Source organism: Variovorax sp. V93, from assembly GCF_041154485.1.
Taxonomy (GTDB): Bacteria; Pseudomonadota; Gammaproteobacteria; order Burkholderiales; family Burkholderiaceae_C; genus Variovorax; species Variovorax beijingensis_A.
Genome location: NZ_AP028669.1, coordinates 2,051,415 through 2,068,918, shown reverse-complemented (window position 1 = coordinate 2,068,918; position 17,504 = coordinate 2,051,415). Strand labels below are relative to the sequence as shown.

The window sequence follows — 17,504 nt, the reverse complement described above, 5'->3', positions numbered from 1 at the left end:
TCGACGCCTTCAAAGGAACGCACATGCAAGCCCAGGATGTATTGCCCGACGGACAGGATTTCGTGACCAGGAACGGAATCCCCTTGCGCAAGGGTTCGGTCGCCGCCTTTCTCGCGAACGCGCAGTTGCTGCAGGACCCCGGTGCGACCGCCGAGGCAATGCAGGCTGCCGAGCGCGACCTGGTCGCGCTGCTGCCCACGCTCGAAGCACTCGGCCTCTTCGACGTGTTCGAGTTGCGCTCGCCCGCCCTGCGCGACAAGGTGGCGCGCCATCGCGCAACGCTCATCGGTTCTGCGCCTGCTGCTGCGCCGCGCGCCTGATCGAGCCCAGCGTGCCGCGCGTGGTGATCACCTCGGGGTCCAGCGGGATCTCGATCAGCGTGCCGGTGTCGGCCGCCAGCGCGCGCAGCAGCGCGGCCTCGAACTGCGCGGTTTCGGTCACGCGCTCGGCCGCGTAGCCGTAGGCCCGCGCGAGGCCGCAGAAGTCGGGGTTGCGCAGCGCGGTGCCGCTCTCGCGCTCTGGATATTCGCGCTCCTGGTGCATGCGGATGGTGCCGAACATGCCGTTGTTCAGCAGCACGATGATGCTCTTGCCTCCGTGCTGCGCAGCAGTCGCGAGCTCCTGTCCGGTCATCAGGAAATCGCCGTCGCCCGCAATCGTGAAGGCCACCCGGCCCGTCGCCAGGTTGGCGGCGATGCCCGCCGGCACGCCGTAGCCCATCGCGCCGCTGGTGGGCGCCAGCTGCGTCTTGTGGCCCTTTGCCAGGCCGTGGTAGCGGAAGTAGCGGTGCACCCAGCTCGCGAAGTTGCCGGCGCCGTTGGTGACGGCCGCGTCCGGTGGCAGGTGCTTCTGCAGCAGCGCGACGACCGCCGCCATGTCGACCGGGCCGCGCGGGGCTTCGGCCGGCATACCGGCGAGCGCCTGCGGCTCGAGGTTCGCCTCGTAGTCGGCACGGGCCTGTACCGCCCACTCCTCCCACGGCAGCGTGGGCGGCGCGCTCAGCACTTCGAGGCTGCGCGCAGCGGCGCTCATGCCGGCGTTGATGGCCAGGTCGGCCTGGTAGACGCGGTTGAGCTCCTCGGCGCTGGCATGGATGTGCACCAGCGTCTGCTTCGTCTTGGGTGCCTCGAGCAGCGTGTAGCCGCCGGTGGTCATCTCGCCGAGCCGCGGGCCGATCGCGAGGATGAGGTCCGCATCCTTCACGCGCTGCGCGAGCTTCGGGTTGATGGCGATGCCGACGTCGCCCGCATACAGCGGATGGTGGTTGTCGAAAGTGTCCTGGAAGCGGAAGGCATTGGCCACCGGCAGCCGCCAGTTCTCGGCAAAGCGCTGCAGCGCCTGCGCGGCCTGCGCCGTCCAGCCGCCGCCGCCGGCGATCACCAGCGGCCGCTGCGACTTCAGCAGCAGTTCACGCAGCGTGCGCAGCGCGCCCGGGTCGCTCCAGGGCTGCACCGCCTCCACGCGCTTCAGCGGCCGCGCCGCGGTCTGGCTGCGCAGCATGTCTTCGGGCAGTACCAGCACCACCGGCCCCGGCCGGCCGTTCATCGCGGTGGCGAAGGCGCGCGCCACGTATTCGGGAATGCGGTTCGCGTCGTCGATGCGCTCCACGCGCTTGGCAAAGCCCTTGGTGCCCGGGCCGAAGAAGCTGCCGTAGTCCACTTCCTGGAAGGCTTCGCGGTCGCGGAAGTCGCTGCCGACGTCGCCGACGAACAGCACCATCGGCGTCGAATCCTGGAAAGCGGTGTGCACGCCGATCGATGCATTGGTGGCGCCGGGTCCGCGCGTCACGAAGCACACGCCCGGGCGGCCCGTGAGCTTGCCGTGCGCCTCGGCCATGAAGGCCGCGCCGCCCTCCTGCCGGTTGACGATGAAGCGGGCCCGCCCGCGGTAGGCATGGAAGCCGTCGAGCACCGCCAGAAAGCTCTCGCCAGGAACGCCGAACGCGATCTCCATGCCCTGCTCGACCAGGCATTCGACGATCAGGTGGCCGGCCGGTTGTGATGTACTCATGGGAAGTCGAACCTCAGCTGCAATGTCTCCGGCAATTATGTGCGCCCGCCCCCAACGCCTTGCGTTAATTCACCAATTGGTTAAATTCGCGCCATGAAGGCCTCCAAGGAATCCCCGTCCGAAGCGGCCGAGCCGCGTTCGCGCGATGCCGACCGCTCGCAACTGGCCATCCTTGCGTCGGCGCGCGACGAGTTCGCCCAGCGCGGCCTGGCCGGCGCACGCATGGACAGCATCGCCGAGCGCGCGGGCCTCAACAAGCGCCTCATCTACTACTACTTCGGCAGCAAGGACGACCTGTTCCTGGCGGTGCTCGAGCGCACCTACGCCGACATCCGCGAGGCCGAGCAGCGGCTGCACCTGGACGAGATCGATCCGGTCGAGGCCATTCGCCAGCTGGTCTCGTTCACCTGGCACTACTACCTCGAGCACCCCGAGTTCATCACGCTGCTGAACAGCGAGAACCTGCACTGCGCGGCGCACCTGAAGCGCTCCGAGCGCATCCAGGAAATGAACTCGCCGCTGGTGCAGATGCTGGACACGGTGCTCGAGCGCGGCCGGCGCGACAAGCTGTTCCGCGCCGGCGTGGACCCGGTGCAGCTCTACATCTCGATCGCCTCGCTGTGCTACTTCTACCTCTCGAACAACCACACGCTCTCGGCCATCTTCGGCCGTGACCTGCGCGCGCCCAAGGCGATGGCCCAGCGCCTTTCGCACATGACCGACCTCGTGCTGGGCTACGTCCTGCACTGAGCCTGCGGCCCCCTCCAGGCCCCGATCCTCCGGGTATTCACTAGGCAGCGGCGGTTGACGCTGCGGCGCAGCCCTTCCTAAAATCGATAATTCACTTATTGGTGAATTGATTGATTCAAGACAGCGGCCCCACCGCGCGGAGACAACCGACCATGAAGCAACTCGTACGCACCACCGCCCTTGCGGCGCTCACCTGCCTGGGCGCACTGCTGCCCGGCCTCGCTTCCGCGCAGAACGGCTATCCCAGCAAGCCGATCCGCGTGATCGTGCCGTTCGCGGCCGGCAGCACCACCGACATCATTGCCCGCGCGATCGCCGACAAGATGGGCGCGAGCATGGGCCAGGCGCTCGTCATCGACAACCGCGGCGGCGCGAGCGGCACCATCGGCCAGCAGGCGGTGGCCACGGCCGCGCCGGACGGCTACACGATCATGATCCACTCGTCGTCGCACACGGTGAGCCCCTCCACCTTCGCCAAGCTGCCGTTCGACACGGTGGGCGACTTTGCCGGCATCACGCCGATCTCGTCGCTGCCCAACGCGCTGGTGATCTCGCCGGCGAAGAACATCAAGACGCTGCCGCAATTGCTGGCCGCCGCGCGCGCCAAGCCCGGCAGCATGAACTTCGCATCGGCCGGCCAGGGCAGCGCCACGCACCTGAACGCCGAGAAGTTCAAGATGGCCGCGAAGATAGATGCCACCAACATCCCCTTCAAGGGATCGGGCGAGGCCGTCACCGAGGTGCTCTCGGGCCGCGTCGACTACTACTTCTCGCCCATCGCGCCGGTGATCGGCCAGATCAAGGAGGGCCAGCTGCTCGCGCTCGCCGTCGGCTCGCCCAAGCGCGCCGCCGCCCTGCCCGACGTGCCCACCACCAGCGAGGCCGGCGTGCCCGGCTCGGAGTTCAATTTCTGGATCGGGATGATGGCGCCCGCCAAGACGCCGCGCGACATCGTCCACCGCCTGCACGACGAAGTGGCAAAGGCGCTGGCCACGCCCGAGGTGAAGGAGCGCTTCCTCAAGCTGGGCGCCGATGCCTGGACGCTCAAGCCCGAGCAGTTCGACGCCTACATCAAGGACGAGATCGCGAGCAATGCCCAGCTCGTGAAGGCCGCGGGCCTCTCGGTCCAGCAATAGCAAGCCTCCTTCGAAAAGCCCCCGGGTCGTCTTCATGCTCCGCAAGCTGCTGCTTTCTCCGGCCCTGCGCCCGTTCCTCTTGATCCTGTTGCTGCTGGTGCTGTGGGACGTGGCGATCCGGCTCTTCAGGATTCCGGCCTACCTGATTCCGCCGCCGTGGGAGGTGGTGAAGCAGCTCGTGGCCGAATGGCCGCGCCTGCTGGCCGAGAGCTGGAAGACCACGCTCGCCACGCTCGGCGGCTTCGGCCTGACGATCGTCATCGGCATTCCGATTGCGATGGTCATCGCCTACTCGCGGCTGGTCGAGTCGTACGTGTACCCGCTGCTGGTGTTCTCGCAGAGCATTCCCAAGGTGGCGATCGCGCCGCTGTTCGTGGTGTGGTTCGGCTTCGGCATCTTTCCGAAGGTGATCAGCGCGTTCCTGCTGGGCTTCTTTCCGGTGGTGGTGTCGACGGTGATGGGCTTCAAGTCGGTCGAGCCCGACATGCTCGACCTGGCCCGCTCGATGGGCGCGAGCCGGCTGCAGACTTTCTTCAAGATCAGCCTGCCGCAAGCCATGCCCGCGATCTTCAGCGGCCTGAAGGTGTCGGTGACGCTGGCCGTGGTGGGGGCGGTGGTCGGCGAGTTCGTCGGCTCCAACTCGGGCATCGGCTACGTGCTGCAGGTGGCCAACGGCAACTTCGACCTGCCGCTGATGTTCGCCGCGCTGGTGGTGCTGTCGAGCATCGGCGTGATTCTTTTCGTCGCGGTCGACCTCATCGAGCGCGTGATGATTCCGTGGCACGCCTCGCAGCGCCACGCGAACTGAGTTCCTTCGCCATACCCAGAAAACTCCAGGAGACAACGCCATGAAGAAACTGCTTCCCTCGCTGCTCGCCGCCGCGGCCCTCGCCAGCTTTGCCATCGCTCCCGCGCATGCGCAGGGCGACAAGCCCAAGGACAAGGTCACGCTGATGCTCAACTGGTACCTGTACAGCGAGCACGCGCCCTTCTTCCTCGGCAGGGAGAAGGGCTTCTACGCCGACGAGGGCATCGACCTGGAGATCCAGGAAGGCCGCGGCTCCGCCGTCACCGCGCAGGCGGTGGCCGCCAAGTCGGCCACCTTCGGCTACATCGATGTCACGACCATGATCAAGGCCGCCGCCAAGGGTGCACCGCTCAAGTCGACCGGCGTGCTGTTCCAGGTGAGCCCGATGTCGGTCATGGGCTTCAGCGAGAAGAACATCAAGACGCCCCAGGACATCATCGGCAAGACCGTGGCCGTCACGCCGGGCGACTCGATGTCGCAGATGTGGCCCCTTTTTCTCAAGGTCAACAACATCAAGCCCGAGCAGGTGAAGATCGTCTCGGGCGACGGCCAGACCAAGCTCAATGCGGTGATCAACGGCCAGGCCGACCTGCTGCTGGGCTATGTGATGGACCAGGCCATCAAGCTGCAGGACGCCACCGGCAAGCCCGTGACGCCGATCCGCTTTGCCGACTCGGGCGTGAACCAGATCAGCTCCGGCATCATCGCCAACAAGAACCTGCTGGCCGAGAACCCAGACCTCGTGAAGCGCTTCATGCGCGCCTCCACCAAGGCGGCCGAAGCCGCAGAGAAGAGCCCTGAAGCCGCCGTCGACGCCATGCTCAAGGCCAACCCCAAGGCCGGCGTGCGCGACACGCTGATCGTGGGCATGAAGCAGAGCGCCGCGCTCTACCACACGAAGGACACGGCCAACCAGCGGCCGTTCCGCGTCGCGATGAAGAACGTGAACGATTCGCTGGACCTCCTGGTGCAGTACGGCGGCATGGATGCGTCCACGCGCGGCAAGCCGGAAGACTACGTGACGCTCGAGTTCTTGCCGAACTGACCCCTCCCGTCCGCGCACCCGCTGTTGCCACCTTTCACGCATTCCATGTCCCAAGTCAACCTGATCGAAGCGCACGGCGTCTCGAAGACCTACCAAAGCAAGGACGGACCGGTCGAGTCGCTGAAGCCGCTGGACTTCGCCATCCAGGAAGGCGAGTTCGTCTCGGTCGTCGGACCTTCGGGCTGCGGCAAGAGCACGCTGCTCAAGATGGTGGCGGGCCTGCTGCCGATCAGCGGCGGCGAGCTCACGCTGGCGGGCAAGCCGATCCAGGGTCCTCAGAAGGACGTGGGCATTGTGTTCCAGAGCGCGGTGCTGCTGCCCTGGCGCAGCGTGCAAGACAACATCCTGCTGCAGGCCGAGATGCGCCACCTTCCCAAGGCGGCCTCCGAGGCCCGGGCGCGCGAGCTGATGGAGATGGCGGGCCTCAAGGGCTTCGAGGGCAAGTACCCCTGGCAGCTTTCGGGCGGCATGCAGCAACGCGCGTCGATCTGCCGTGCGCTGCTGCATGACCCCTCGGTGCTGCTGATGGACGAGCCCTTCGGCGCGCTCGATGCGATGACGCGCGAGAAGATGAACCTCGAGCTGCAGCGCATCTGGATGGCCTCGAAGAAGACCGTGATACTGATCACGCACAGCATCCCCGAGGCAATCTTTCTCTCGGACCGGGTGATCGTGATGAGCGAGCGCCCCGGCTCGATCGCTGCGGTCTACGACATCGACCTGCCGCGCCCGCGCACGCTCGACGTGATGGCCTCGGCCGAATTCGGCGCCTACACCAGGCAGGTGCGCGCGCACTTTTTCTCGCAGGGCATCCTGGACCACTGAGCCGCACCCATGGACGCGCCCCGTTTCCACGTCGAGGAGATCCGGTTTGCCGAGCGCGACGTCGCGCTCAGGCTGCCGTTCCGCTTTGGCGCCGCCACCGTCACGGCCTGCCCCCAGGTGTACGTGCGGGCGCGCATCCGCTTCGAGAACGGCCGCACGGCCGAAGGCTCTGCGGCCGAGATGATGGTGCCCAAGTGGTTCGACAAGAACCCGGCGCTGACCAACGAGCAGAACTTCGAGCAGCTTCGGTTTGCGCTGCGCGATGCGCGCGAAGCCTATCTGGCCGAGGACGAAGCGCAGACCGCCTGGACGCACTTCGCGTCGAACTACGCCGCGCTGCAGGCCCGCGCGAAGGCCAAGGGCCTGCAGGCGCTGGTGGCGGGCTACGGCCCCGCGCTGATCGACCGCGCGCTGATGGATGCGCTGTGCCTGCACACGGGCCAGAGCTTTGCCGCGGCGATGAGCGCCAACCTGTGCGGCATCGACATCGCCGGCAGCGGACTGGCCGAGGACCTCGCCGGTTTCGACATGTCTGGCTTCCTGGCCAGCCGATCGCCGCGCGCCAGCATCGCGGCGCGCCACACGGTCGGCCTGGCCGATGCCATCGACGACAGCGACGCACTGCCCGGTGCACCCACCGACGGCCTGCCCACCACGCTTGCCGCGGCGGTGCAACGCTACGGCCTCACGCATTTCAAGCTCAAGCTCTGCGGCCGCACGGCGCAGGACATCGCGCGCCTGGAACGCATCGCCCGCGTGATCGACGGCCACGCGCAGCTCGTGACGCTCGACGGCAACGAGCAGTACGCCGACGCCGGCGACTTCGCCGTCTTCCTCGACCGCATGCTGTCGACGCCCGTGCTGTGGAAGCTCGCGCAGAAGACCGCCTTCGTCGAACAGCCGATCCGCCGCGATGCCGCCCTGCAACGCGACGTGGCAGCGCTGGGCAAGCGCATCCCCCTGCTCATCGACGAATCCGACGCCACGCTCGATGCCTTCGTGCAGGCCCGTGCGCTGGGCTACACCGGCGTGTCGAGCAAGAGCTGCAAGGGCTTCTACAAGTCGGTCGTCAATGCGGCGCGCTGCGCGCACTGGAACGCCCTGGAGAAGGCGAGCCGCTATTTCCTGTCCGGCGAAGACCTGACCATGCAGGCCGGCATCGGCGTGCAGCAGGACCTCGCGCTGGTCGGCTGGCTCGGCCTCTCGCATGTCGAGCGCAACGGACACCATTACGTCAACGGCCTTGCGGCCGTGCCCGAGGCGGAGCAGCAGGCCTTGCTGAAGCTGCATCCCGGCCTCTACGAACCGAGCGACGGCGCCGTGCGCCTCGCCATCCGCGGCGGACAGCTCGACCTGTCGCCGCTCGCCACCGCGCCCGGCTTTGCCACCGGCAAGCCCGGCGCCGGCATCTCGTGGGACGCCATGCGTTCCGTCTACTGAAGCACCCCTCTCGCACCCAAGGAAGAAAACGATGGCCACCCAACGACTCGGAATCATCATGCACGGCGTCACCGGCCGCATGGGCATGAACCAGCACCTGATCCGCTCCATCTGCGCGATCCGCGCGCAAGGCGGCGTCACGCTGTCCAACGGCGACAAGGTGATGCCCGACCCGATCCTCATCGGCCGCAACGCCGAGAAGATGGAAGCACTCGCAGCGAAGCACGGCATCGCGCGCTGGGGCACCGACCTCGACGCGGCGCTCGCCAACAAGGACGACACGATCTTCTTCGACGCCGGCACCACGCAGATGCGCCCCACGCTGCTGGCCAAGGCCATCCGCGCCGGCAAGCACGTGTATTGCGAGAAGCCGATCGCCACCAACCTCAATGAGGCTGTCGAGATCGCGCGCCTGGCCGAAGGTTCGGGCCTGAAGCACGGCGCCGTGCAGGACAAGCTCTTCCTTCCGGGCCTGCGCAAGCTCGACATGCTGCGCCGCGCCGGCTTCTTCGGCCGCATGCTCAGTGTGCGCCTGGAGTTCGGCTACTGGGTGTTCGAGGGCGACCTGCAGCCCATCCAGCGCCCGAGCTGGAACTACCGCAAGGAAGACGGCGGCGGCATGATCCTGGACATGATGTGCCACTGGCGCTACGTGCTGGACAACCTGTTCGGCGAGGTGAAGTCGGTCTCGTGCATTGGCGCCACCCACATCCCCAAGCGCTGGGACGAGGCCGGCAAGCCCTATGAAGCCACCGCCGACGACGCGGCCTACGCCACCTGCGAGCTCACCGGCCACAACGGCGAGCCCGTCATCGCGCAGATCAACATGAGCTGGGCCACGCGCGTGCGCCGCGACGACCTCGTGACCTTCCACGTCGACGGCACCGACGGCTCGGCCGTGGCGGGCCTATCGAGTTGCCGCGCCCAGTCGCGCGTGGCCACGCCGCGCCCGGTGTGGAACCCCGACGAGAAGCAGATGATGAATTTCTTCGACCAGTGGCAGGAGATTCCGGATTCGCAGGTCTACGACAACGGCTTCAAGATCCAGTGGGAGCACTTCATTCGCCATGTGGTCGAGAACGAGCCCTACAAGTGGACCTTGCCCGAAGGCGCCAAGGGCGTGCAGCTGGTCGAGGCCGCGCTCGCGTCGTGGAAGGACCGGCGCTGGATCGACGTGCCGCAGCTGAAGATCTGAGGCGGCGGGCATGGCACTCACCCTGAACCTCCCCACCGCGAGCGGCTCGCTCGCGCCCTACGCCCTGCGCGGCACCGCGCCGGTGAAGCCCGATGCGGGCGTCAAGTTCAACCGCATCGCCTATTCGGCCGCGCACGTGGTGGCCGACCCGCTGGCCGCGATCGACCCATGGCTGCAAAGCGCGGTCGACTGGGACGCGACCATCGCCTACCGCCGCCACCTGTTCTCGCTGGGCCTGGGCGTGGCCGAAGCCATGGACACGGCGCAGCGCGGCATGGGCCTGGACTGGCCGACCTCGCTCGAGCTGATCCGCCGCTCGCTCGACGCGGCCAGGGACGTGCCGGGCGCGCGGGTCGCCTCGGGCTGCGGCACCGACCACCTGAACCTCGACGAAGTGAAGAGCGTCGACGACGTGATCCGCGGCTACGAGGAGCAGATGGCCGCCATCGAGGCGCTGGGCGGCCAACTGATCGTGATGGCGAGCCGTGCGCTGGCGCGCGTGGCGCAGAGCCCCGCCGACTACGAGCGCGTGTACGACCGCATCCTGTCGCAGGCGAAGCAGCCGGTGGTGCTGCACTGGCTGGGCGAGATGTTCGACCCGGCACTGGCGGGCTACTGGGGCACGAAGGACGTCGATGCCGCGATGGACACCGCGATCGGCATCATCGCGGCGCATCCCGACAAGGTCGACGGCATCAAGATCTCGCTGCTCGACAAGGACAAGGAAATCGCGATGCGCCGCCGCCTGCCGAAGGGCGTGCGCATGTACACCGGCGACGACTTCAACTACGCCGAGCTGATTGCCGGCGACGGCTTCGGCAGCGAGCCCACGCACGGAAAGAGCGATGCGCTGCTGGGCATCTTCGACGCCATTGCTCCCGCAGCGAGCGCTGCCCTGGGCGCACTGGCGCAAGGCAACACCGAGAAGTTCCACGCGATCCTCGGCCCCACGGTGCCGCTGTCGCGCCACATCTTTGCGGCGCCCACGCGCTTCTACAAGACCGGCGTGGTGTTCATGGCCTGGCTCAACGGCCACCAGAAGCACTTCACGATGGTGGGCGGCCAGCAGAGCACGCGCTCGCTGCAGCACTTTGCCGAGCTGTTCCGGCTGGCCGATGCGGCCAACCTGCTGGAGCAGCCGGAGCTCGCTGTGCGGCGCATGAAGACGCTGCTGGCGCTGCACGGCGTGGAGAGTTGATCGAAGCCATGCGCGACTTCTCACAGAACCACGACTGGCTGTCGATCAACACCGCCACCGTGCGCAAGCAGCTGGGGGCCGAGGTGCCGCTGGACCGCATCATCGACCAGTGCGCCGAGCGCGGCATCCGCGCCATCAGCCCGTGGCGCGACCAGGTGGCGGCCGTCGGGCTCGGCAAGATCGCGAAGCAGCTGAAGGCGCACGGCATCGGCCTTTCGGGCTACTGCCGCGGCGGCTTTTTTCCGGCGGCCGATGCAGCGGGCCTGAAGGCTGCGCTCGACGACAACCGCCGCGCCATCGACGAGGCCAGGACGCTGAACGCACCCTGCCTCGTGCTGGTGGTCGGTGCCCTGCCCGGCGCGCTCGAGGGCAAGGCCGCCTACAAGGACATTGCCCGCGCCCGCGGCGAGGTGCGCGACGGCATCGCCGCATCGCTGGAGTACGCGCGCGAAGTCGGCATGCCGCTGGCCATCGAGCCGCTGCACCCGATGCAAGCGGCCGACCGCGCCTGCATCAACACGCTCGAACATGCGCTGGACATCTGCGACGAACTCGACGCGGGCAGGAGCGGCATGCTGGGCGTGGCACTGGACATCTATCACGTCTGGTGGGATCCGAAACTGCAGCAGCAGATCGCCCGCGCCGGCCGCGAGCGGCTGCTGGCGTATCACGTCTGCGACTGGCTCACGCCCACGCGCGACCTGCTCTCCGACCGCGGGATGATGGGCGACGGCGTGGTCGAACTGAAGAAGATCCGCGGCTGGGTCGAGGACGCGGGCTTCGCGGGGTTCAGCGAAGTCGAGATCTTCTCGAACCTCGACTGGTGGCAGCGGCCTGGCAGCGAAACGCTCGACGCGTGTATCGAACGGCACAAGCAAGCTGTCTAGCGAAGACATTCGGGGTTGTGCTGCAATTCGCCCATGGCCACCCCGACCCTCGACGACCTGCGCCGCTACGCCATAGCGCGCACCCTCTTCAAGCCGACCACGTTGCCGGGCGCGATCCGCCGGCTCGGCTTCGTGCAGGCCGACCCGATCCGCGCGCCTGCGCGCGCGCAGGATCTGACCTTGCGCCACCGCGTGAAGGACTACCGCGCAGGCGATCTCGAAAGCCGCTACACCCGCCTCTCCATCGACGAAGACTGCCTCGTCAACTACGGCTTTTTGCCGCGCGAGCACCTGGCGCTGATGCATCCGCGCGAAGCCCGGCGCGCCTGGGATGCCGATACGCAGCGCAAGGCCGCCGACGTGCTGGCCTTCGTGCGCGAGCACGGGCCGGTGCATCCGCGTGAAGTCGAACAGCACTTTGCGCATGGCAGCGTCAAGAACTACTGGGGCGGCTCGAGCAATGCGACGACGCGCCTGCTCGACGGCCTGCACTACCGCGGCATGCTGCGCGTGGTGCGGCGCGACAGCGGCACGCGCGTCTACGAGGCCGTGACGCATGTGCCGGCCGACGACAGCCCCGCCGGCCGCGCACAACGCGCCGCCGCGCTGATCGACCTGGTGGTGCGCAAATACGCGCCGCTTCCGGCCGCGAGCCTCACGTACCTCGTGCGGCTGCTCGGCTACGGCGCGCCGCATCTGTCGGCCCAGACGCAGGCCGCGCTGCGCCTGGCGCGCGACGAACGGCTCGCGAGCTGCCGCATCGATGGCACCACCTGGTACTGGCCCGTCGATGAAAACCCGGCTTCGCGGCGCCATGCGCCCGACGAGGAAGTGCGCCTGCTCGCACCCTTCGATCCCGTGGTGTGGGATCGCCGCCGCTTCGAGCTGCTGTGGGGCTGGACGTACAAGTTCGAAGCCTACATGCCGGCGCCGAAGCGGCAGTTCGGCTACTACGCGCTGCCGATGCTCTGGCACGAGCGCGTGATCGGCTGGGCCAACGTCACGGCGCCCGAAGGCCGGGTCCGGCCCGCGTTCGGCTACGTCGACCGGAAGCCGCGCGATGCGGCGTTCCGCGCGGCGCTGGACGACGAACTGCAACGCATGACGCAGTTCCTCGCGAAGCGCTGAGCCGCCCCCTCCTTCCTGCATGCAACGAGAATCCCCGCGCCGCGGAAGGTCTGGCGCACGGGCGACAACCCGGGCGGCCGGCCGCTCCTAGAATCGCACCGTCGTCCGGCATGCCGGACGGCAAGCGTTCTCAGGGCGGGGCGAAACTCCCCACCGGCGGTCATGGCGGTTTCTTCGAGAGAAGGGCCGCACGAGCCCGCGAGCGCCCAAGGCCTGCAACAGGCGGCGGGGTCAGCAGATTTCGGTGCGATTCCGAAGCCGACGGTCACAGTCCGGATGAAAGAGAGCGCGAAATGCGGGCCGGCCCGCGCGCTTCGCATTGGAGCGCGCGGTCTGCCCCGCGGTTTCGTGCGCCCTGATTCAGGAAACCTGCTTTCAAGAGGCACACCATGAGTCAGATCAACGACCTTCCCCTTTCCGCCGTCGACGCGACGGCCAGGCCGCGCGGCGAGCGCATTGCCTTTGTCGAGGCGCAATGGCATTCCGACATCGTCCACCAGGCGCGCGACGCCTTCCTTGCCGAGATGGAGCGGCTCGGCGTGGCGCACGAGCTGATCGACATCTTCGACGTGCCCGGCGCCTTCGAGATTCCGCTGCATGCCAAGCGGCTCGCCAACTCGGGCAAGTACGCGGCCATCGTGGGCTGCGCGCTGGTGGTCGACGGCGGCATCTACCGCCACGAGTTCGTGGCCGGCACCGTGGTCAGCACGCTGATGTCGCTGCAGCTCGAGACCGATGTGCCGATCTTCTCGGCCGTGCTCACGCCGCACCACTTCCACGAGCATGTGGAGCACCGCAAGTACTTCCACCGCCACTTCGCCGTCAAGGGCACCGAGGTGGCCGAGGCCTGCGTGAAGACGCTCGAGAGCCTGAAGAAGGTCGACGCCGTGCTGGCCGCGTGACAACCGGCACGCAGCTGAAGTAATCTGGGCGGATGGCTTCTTCATCCGCTTCGAACGACCGCTACACCCTCTACGGCGCGCCCGGCTCGGGCGCCACGCCGGTCCATGCCGCGCTGACGCTGATCGGCGCGCAGGTCGACACCGTCGATGTCTCACCCTGGGAGAACGACTCCGAGCGCGAGCGCATGTCGGGCATCAACCCGATGCAGCAGGTGCCCGCGCTCGTGCTGCCGTCGGGCGAGGTGATGACCGAGAGCGCCGCCATGCTGATCTGGCTTGGCGACCGCTATCCGGAGGCCGGGCTCTGCCCCGCGCCCGGCGATCCGCTGCGTGCGCGCTACCTGCGATGGATGGTCTACCTGCCGGCGGCCATCTACTCGCTGTTCTGGGTGCGCGACGAACCCACGCGCCTCACGCCCGACCCGGCCGCGCAGGCCGTGATGCTCGAACGCACGGCCGAGCGCATCGCGCACTGCTGGCACCTGATGGACACGCAGATCGACGAGCCCGCGCCCTACCTGCTCGGCGAGAAGATCAGCATGCTCGACCTCTACGTGACCGTGCTGTCGCGCTGGACGCCGCGGCGCAGGCGCTTCTACCGCGTGGCGCCGCGCATGGCGCAGGTGGTGCGGCGCGTGGATGCCGATCCGCGCCTGGCCGATTTCTGGGCGGCGCGCTTTCCGTTCTCGATGGACCAGGAAACACAGAAAGACTGACGACGACACCATGGCCGCACGCACCCCGACCACCGATTACCCGATGACCATCTTCCACAAGCCCAACTGCAGCACTTCGCGCAACGTGCTGGGCCTGATCCGCGAGAGCGGCGTGGAACCCGAGATCGTCCTGTACCTGGAAACGCCGCCTTCGAAGAAGAAGCTGCGCGAGCTGGCCAAGGCCATGGGCCTGGGCGCGCGCGACCTGCTGCGCACGAAGGAAGCGCCCTACGAAGCGCTGGGGCTGGCCGATCCGAAGTGGAGCGACGACCAGCTGTTCGACTTCATCATCGCGAACCCGATCCTGCTGCAGCGGCCCATCGTCGTCTCGCCGCGCGGCACGCTGATGTGCCGGCCCTGGGAGCGGGTGCGCGAGATCCTGCCCGCGGCTTGAGCCGAAATCCGCGGGGAGGTCAGGCCGAGGCCGGCACCAGCGCCGTGCGGCGCACCCGCGTCACGTTGAAGGCGCTGGCAATCAGCACGCCTTGCACCAGCGCAAGACCGGCGATCACGCTCGTGTACTGCCCATGGTCCATCAGGCGGCCGAACACCAGCGGCGCCAGGGCCTGGCCGATGTCGAGGCCTGCATACACCACGCCGTAGACGCGGCCGGTGGCGTTGGGCGGCGTCGAGCGCTTGACCAGCAGGTCGCGCGAGGGCCCCGCGACACCCGACACGAATCCCATGGCACCGAACAGCACCGGCACCATCACCGGCGGAAACTGCGCAAAGGCCAGCACCAGCGCCAGTGCGGCCGCCACCCCGAAGCCGATGCCCACGATGCGTTCGCAGCGCGACGGGTCCGAGGCCAGGAAGCCGCCCGCCACCATGCCGGCCGCGCTCGCCACCATGTAGACCGTGAGGCACACCGCCACCAGCGCCACCGGCACCGCATGCAGGTGGCCTGCCGCAGCCGGCGCGAAGGTCTGCACCACACTGATCACGACGGCGTAGAAGAAAAAGAAGCCGAAGCACATCCACACGGCCGGAATGCGCAAAAAGTCGAACTCGCCGCCGATGGGCGCCGGTTCGCCGTGCCCGGCGGCCTTGTGCACCGCCTTCACGTCCAGCGCCAGCACGCTGCGGTAGGCCCAGAGCACCAGCAGCACCACGATGGCCAGCGCACCGGCCGAGGCCAGCGCCACGCGCCATGAGAAGGCAATGGCGATCGGCACCACGAAGGCCGGCGCCAGCGCCCAGCCCAGGCTGCCGGTGATGCCGTGCACGCTGTAGGCGTGGCCCAGGCGCGTCGGTGCCACCTTGCGGTTGAAGAGCGTGTAGTCGACCGGGTGGAACACGCCATTGCCGATGCCGCCCACGATGGCGCACAGCAGCAGCATCCAGTAGCTCTGGGCCAGCGCATAGCCGAAGGCCGCCAGGCCCAGCGCGCCCAGCCCGACGAACAGCACCGGCCGCGGCCCCAGCTTGTCGACGATGAAGCCCGAGGCCGCCTGCACGATGCACGAGACCACGAAGAACACCGTCAGCACCGCGCCCAGCTCGGTGTAGCTCACGTTGAACGCGTCCTTGAGCCAGGGAAACAGTGGCGCCAGAATCAGCTGGCTGAAATGGCTGATGGCATGGGCCAGGCCGACCAGGCCGATGAGCTGGGCGTCGCCGCGCAAGCTGGTGGAAGAAGAGGCTGTCGGGGAGGGAGAGGAAGACATGGATTGCTACAAAAAACCGCGCAGGCACCGATGCTATGCCCGCTGGCCGCGGCAGAATGGCGATACAGCGACAACATTTGTCGAAACCATGCCAAGCGCCGTTTCACTCCCTTCCCCGGTCACCAGCGTCGCGTCGCTCACGCCGCATCTCTATGCACCCGACGCGGTCCGGCCGCTGCGCGCCAAGGAACATTTCCTGAGCGCGGACACCTTCGTCGAGCTGCACCAGCACCCCTGGCCGCAGCTCACTTTCTCGACCCGCGGCGTGATCCGGCTCAGCACGCAGGACGGCAGCTACATCGTGCCGCCCTCGCGCGCGGTCTGGGTGCCGGCCAACATGCCGCACAGCATCATGCTTATCGAGGACGCCGAGCTGCGCACCGTGTACCTGCATGCCTGGCTCGGCCCGCCGTGGGAAAAATGCGAGGTGCTCGAGATCAGCCCGCTGCTGCGCGCGCTGATGCTCGCGCTCGACACCACGCCCGACGGCTTGCCGCCGGCCGACCCGCACGCGCCGCAGCGCGAACGCATGATCGCCCCGCTGCTGGTGGACGAGCTCGAACGCGCTACGCAGATCCGCATCGACGTGCCGCTGCCGTCGGACAAGCGGCTGCGCCAGCTGTGCGAAACGCTGCTGCGCAACCCGGCCGACCGCGCGACGCTGGCCGAACGCGCCGCCGCCATCGGCGCCAGCGAGCGCACCGTGGCGCGGCTCTTCCGAGACCAGCTCGGCATGAGCTGGCAGCAGTGGCGCCAGCAGGCCGTGATGGCGCATGCACTGCCGCTGCTGGCGCGCGGCATGGCCGTGAGCCAGGTGGCGGCGGCCAGCGGCTACGCCACCGACAGCGCGTTCTGCGCCATGTTCAAGGCCGCCACCGGACGTTCGCCCACGTCCTTCCAGCACAAGAAGCGATCCGCCGCGCTGGCCTGAATGGCGCCATGCCGTCACGGCGCTCTGGCAAGATCGGCCGGCCGACAAAACCACGGACCACCCGACCTCCTGCCCATGGCGCCCCTTCCGCGAACGCACAGCCCCCAGACCTGGACCGCAGACATCGGCGCGCGCATTCGCCGCCTCTTCTGGCTCAAGGCGATCGGCACCACGGTCTTCACCTGGCTGTTCTTCATCGGCTACTTCCACATGCTGCGCAACCCGGCCTACCCGGTCGTGGTGATGCCGCTCACGGCGCTGGACCATCTGATTCCGTTCCAGCCCTACACGCTGGGCGCCTACCTCTCGCTGTGGGTCTACGTGGGCGTCGCGCCCGGCCTGCAGCCGAACTTTCGCGAGCTGGTGGTCTACGGCCTGTGGATCGGCGCGCTGTGCCTGACGGGCCTGGGCCTCTTCTACTTCTGGCCGACGCAGATACCGCCGCTGGCCATCGACGTGTCAGGCTATCCCGGCTTCGCAATGCTGCAGGGTGTGGATGCCGCGGGCAACGCCTGCCCCTCGATGCACGTGGCGGTGGCCATCTTCACGGCCATCCGGCTGGACCACGTGCTGCGCGAGGCGCGCACGCCGGTCTTGCTGCGCCTTGCCAACTGGCTGTGGTTTGCCGCCATCGCGTATTCGACATTGGCCGTCAAGCAGCACGTGGTGCTCGACGCGCTGGCCGGCGCGCTGCTGGGAATGACCTTCGCACTTCCTTCGCTGCGCTGGCGGCCGGAGGGCGCAAGCCGAAGCAATACCCTGGTGGGAGCGGATATCATTGGCCATCACTGACCCACAAGCCGAGCGAGGAAGGGGTCGATCCCACGCAGCGCCCCCAGGGCGGCGATCGATCAGCGGCTGGCACA

The 17,504-nt window shown here is 67.9% G+C and carries 18 protein-coding genes and 1 riboswitch; of the genes, 16 read left to right on the top strand and 2 right to left on the bottom strand.

Annotated features, from left to right (window positions below; all coding sequences use genetic code 11):
* The first annotated feature begins 23 nt into the window (after positions 1-23).
* A complete protein-coding gene (locus ACAM54_RS09835; protein ID WP_192322904.1) occupies positions 24-320 on the top strand; it encodes a hypothetical protein in 297 nt (98 codons plus the stop codon).
* Here ACAM54_RS09835 and ACAM54_RS09830 read toward each other — a convergent pair.
* Complete coding sequence (locus tag ACAM54_RS09830) at positions 283-2,010, bottom strand: thiamine pyrophosphate-binding protein (protein WP_369650558.1); 1,728 nt, start codon at positions 2,008-2,010, stop codon at positions 283-285. The two genes, ACAM54_RS09835 and ACAM54_RS09830, sit on opposite strands and share 38 nt — an antisense overlap.
* Before the next feature lie 93 nt (positions 2,011-2,103).
* Between ACAM54_RS09830 and ACAM54_RS09825 the strand changes: the two genes are divergently transcribed.
* The 13 genes from ACAM54_RS09825 to arsC all read left to right on the top strand — a co-directional run bounded on the left by ACAM54_RS09825 (position 2,104) and on the right by arsC (position 14,434).
* Entirely contained in the window at positions 2,104-2,760 is a 657-nt protein-coding gene (locus tag ACAM54_RS09825) for a TetR/AcrR family transcriptional regulator (RefSeq protein ID WP_145745869.1), read from the top strand.
* A 152-nt stretch (positions 2,761-2,912) separates the two neighbouring features.
* Positions 2,913-3,896, top strand: a complete 984-nt coding sequence (locus ACAM54_RS09820) for a tripartite tricarboxylate transporter substrate binding protein (RefSeq protein WP_209499614.1) — start codon at positions 2,913-2,915, stop codon at positions 3,894-3,896.
* A 34-nt stretch (positions 3,897-3,930) separates the two neighbouring features.
* Entirely contained in the window at positions 3,931-4,704 is a 774-nt protein-coding gene (locus tag ACAM54_RS09815; protein WP_369650557.1) for an ABC transporter permease, read from the top strand.
* A gap of 40 nt (positions 4,705-4,744) precedes the next feature.
* Positions 4,745-5,749, top strand: a complete 1,005-nt coding sequence (locus ACAM54_RS09810; protein WP_369650556.1) for an ABC transporter substrate-binding protein — start codon at positions 4,745-4,747, stop codon at positions 5,747-5,749.
* Positions 5,750-5,794: 45 nt separating this feature from the next.
* The gene (locus ACAM54_RS09805; protein ID WP_369650555.1) at positions 5,795-6,574 is read left to right on the top strand and encodes an ABC transporter ATP-binding protein; all 780 of its coding nucleotides are present in this window, start codon (positions 5,795-5,797) and stop codon (positions 6,572-6,574) included.
* Between the two features lie 9 nt (positions 6,575-6,583).
* Positions 6,584-8,014: an enolase C-terminal domain-like protein gene (locus tag ACAM54_RS09800; RefSeq protein ID WP_369650554.1), complete on the top strand. Its 1,431-nt coding sequence runs from the start codon at positions 6,584-6,586 to the stop codon at positions 8,012-8,014.
* Between the two features lie 31 nt (positions 8,015-8,045).
* Entirely contained in the window at positions 8,046-9,209 is a 1,164-nt protein-coding gene (locus ACAM54_RS09795) for a Gfo/Idh/MocA family protein (protein ID WP_145745875.1), read from the top strand.
* Positions 9,210-9,219: 10 nt separating this feature from the next.
* The gene (locus ACAM54_RS09790) at positions 9,220-10,407 is read left to right on the top strand and encodes a dihydrodipicolinate synthase family protein (RefSeq protein WP_369650553.1); all 1,188 of its coding nucleotides are present in this window, start codon (positions 9,220-9,222) and stop codon (positions 10,405-10,407) included.
* A gap of 8 nt (positions 10,408-10,415) precedes the next feature.
* The gene (locus ACAM54_RS09785) at positions 10,416-11,294 is read left to right on the top strand and encodes a sugar phosphate isomerase/epimerase family protein (protein ID WP_369650552.1); all 879 of its coding nucleotides are present in this window, start codon (positions 10,416-10,418) and stop codon (positions 11,292-11,294) included.
* 33 nt (positions 11,295-11,327) lie between these two features.
* Positions 11,328-12,422, top strand: a complete 1,095-nt coding sequence (locus ACAM54_RS09780; RefSeq protein ID WP_369650551.1) for a crosslink repair DNA glycosylase YcaQ family protein — start codon at positions 11,328-11,330, stop codon at positions 12,420-12,422.
* Between the two features lie 122 nt (positions 12,423-12,544).
* Positions 12,545-12,714: riboswitch (FMN riboswitch) on the top strand.
* 97 nt (positions 12,715-12,811) lie between these two features.
* Positions 12,812-13,324: a 6,7-dimethyl-8-ribityllumazine synthase gene (locus ACAM54_RS09775; protein WP_369650550.1), complete on the top strand. Its 513-nt coding sequence runs from the start codon at positions 12,812-12,814 to the stop codon at positions 13,322-13,324.
* 32 nt (positions 13,325-13,356) lie between these two features.
* Positions 13,357-14,040: a glutathione S-transferase family protein gene (locus ACAM54_RS09770; protein ID WP_145745880.1), complete on the top strand. Its 684-nt coding sequence runs from the start codon at positions 13,357-13,359 to the stop codon at positions 14,038-14,040.
* A gap of 10 nt (positions 14,041-14,050) precedes the next feature.
* On the top strand, positions 14,051-14,434 hold the full coding sequence (gene arsC, locus ACAM54_RS09765; protein WP_145745881.1) for an arsenate reductase (glutaredoxin): 384 nt from the start codon (positions 14,051-14,053) through the stop codon (positions 14,432-14,434).
* Positions 14,435-14,453: 19 nt separating this feature from the next.
* On the opposite strand, the gene ACAM54_RS09760 is transcribed toward arsC, so the two are convergent.
* On the bottom strand, positions 14,454-15,707 hold the full coding sequence (locus ACAM54_RS09760; RefSeq protein WP_369650549.1) for an MFS transporter: 1,254 nt from the start codon (positions 15,705-15,707) through the stop codon (positions 14,454-14,456).
* An 88-nt stretch (positions 15,708-15,795) separates the two neighbouring features.
* On the opposite strand from ACAM54_RS09760, the gene ACAM54_RS09755 reads away from it, so the two are divergent.
* Both ACAM54_RS09755 and ACAM54_RS09750 read left to right on the top strand, forming a co-directional pair.
* Positions 15,796-16,638 (top strand): helix-turn-helix domain-containing protein, encoded by an 843-nt coding sequence (locus ACAM54_RS09755; protein WP_012746986.1) that lies wholly within the window; start codon positions 15,796-15,798, stop codon positions 16,636-16,638.
* Between the two features lie 75 nt (positions 16,639-16,713).
* The gene (locus ACAM54_RS09750) at positions 16,714-17,430 is read left to right on the top strand and encodes a phosphatase PAP2 family protein (RefSeq protein WP_369650548.1); all 717 of its coding nucleotides are present in this window, start codon (positions 16,714-16,716) and stop codon (positions 17,428-17,430) included.
* The last annotated feature ends 74 nt before the right edge of the window (positions 17,431-17,504 follow it).

What these genes read in the sequence shown, in the direction of transcription:
- ACAM54_RS09835 (WP_192322904.1), top strand. Translation starts at nt 24, where the DNA reads ATGCAAGCCCAGGATGTATTGCCCGACGGACAGGATTTCGTGACCAGG.
- ACAM54_RS09830 (WP_369650558.1), bottom strand. Translation starts at nt 2,010, where the DNA reads ATGAGTACATCACAACCGGCCGGCCACCTGATCGTCGAATGCCTGGTC.
- ACAM54_RS09825 (WP_145745869.1), top strand. Translation starts at nt 2,104, where the DNA reads ATGAAGGCCTCCAAGGAATCCCCGTCCGAAGCGGCCGAGCCGCGTTCG.
- ACAM54_RS09820 (WP_209499614.1), top strand. Translation starts at nt 2,913, where the DNA reads ATGAAGCAACTCGTACGCACCACCGCCCTTGCGGCGCTCACCTGCCTG.
- ACAM54_RS09815 (WP_369650557.1), top strand. Translation starts at nt 3,931, where the DNA reads ATGCTCCGCAAGCTGCTGCTTTCTCCGGCCCTGCGCCCGTTCCTCTTG.
- ACAM54_RS09810 (WP_369650556.1), top strand. Translation starts at nt 4,745, where the DNA reads ATGAAGAAACTGCTTCCCTCGCTGCTCGCCGCCGCGGCCCTCGCCAGC.
- ACAM54_RS09805 (WP_369650555.1), top strand. Translation starts at nt 5,795, where the DNA reads ATGTCCCAAGTCAACCTGATCGAAGCGCACGGCGTCTCGAAGACCTAC.
- ACAM54_RS09800 (WP_369650554.1), top strand. Translation starts at nt 6,584, where the DNA reads ATGGACGCGCCCCGTTTCCACGTCGAGGAGATCCGGTTTGCCGAGCGC.
- ACAM54_RS09795 (WP_145745875.1), top strand. Translation starts at nt 8,046, where the DNA reads ATGGCCACCCAACGACTCGGAATCATCATGCACGGCGTCACCGGCCGC.
- ACAM54_RS09790 (WP_369650553.1), top strand. Translation starts at nt 9,220, where the DNA reads ATGGCACTCACCCTGAACCTCCCCACCGCGAGCGGCTCGCTCGCGCCC.
- ACAM54_RS09785 (WP_369650552.1), top strand. Translation starts at nt 10,416, where the DNA reads ATGCGCGACTTCTCACAGAACCACGACTGGCTGTCGATCAACACCGCC.
- ACAM54_RS09780 (WP_369650551.1), top strand. Translation starts at nt 11,328, where the DNA reads ATGGCCACCCCGACCCTCGACGACCTGCGCCGCTACGCCATAGCGCGC.
- ACAM54_RS09775 (WP_369650550.1), top strand. Translation starts at nt 12,812, where the DNA reads ATGAGTCAGATCAACGACCTTCCCCTTTCCGCCGTCGACGCGACGGCC.
- ACAM54_RS09770 (WP_145745880.1), top strand. Translation starts at nt 13,357, where the DNA reads ATGGCTTCTTCATCCGCTTCGAACGACCGCTACACCCTCTACGGCGCG.
- arsC (WP_145745881.1), top strand. Translation starts at nt 14,051, where the DNA reads ATGGCCGCACGCACCCCGACCACCGATTACCCGATGACCATCTTCCAC.
- ACAM54_RS09760 (WP_369650549.1), bottom strand. Translation starts at nt 15,707, where the DNA reads ATGTCTTCCTCTCCCTCCCCGACAGCCTCTTCTTCCACCAGCTTGCGC.
- ACAM54_RS09755 (WP_012746986.1), top strand. Translation starts at nt 15,796, where the DNA reads ATGCCAAGCGCCGTTTCACTCCCTTCCCCGGTCACCAGCGTCGCGTCG.
- ACAM54_RS09750 (WP_369650548.1), top strand. Translation starts at nt 16,714, where the DNA reads ATGGCGCCCCTTCCGCGAACGCACAGCCCCCAGACCTGGACCGCAGAC.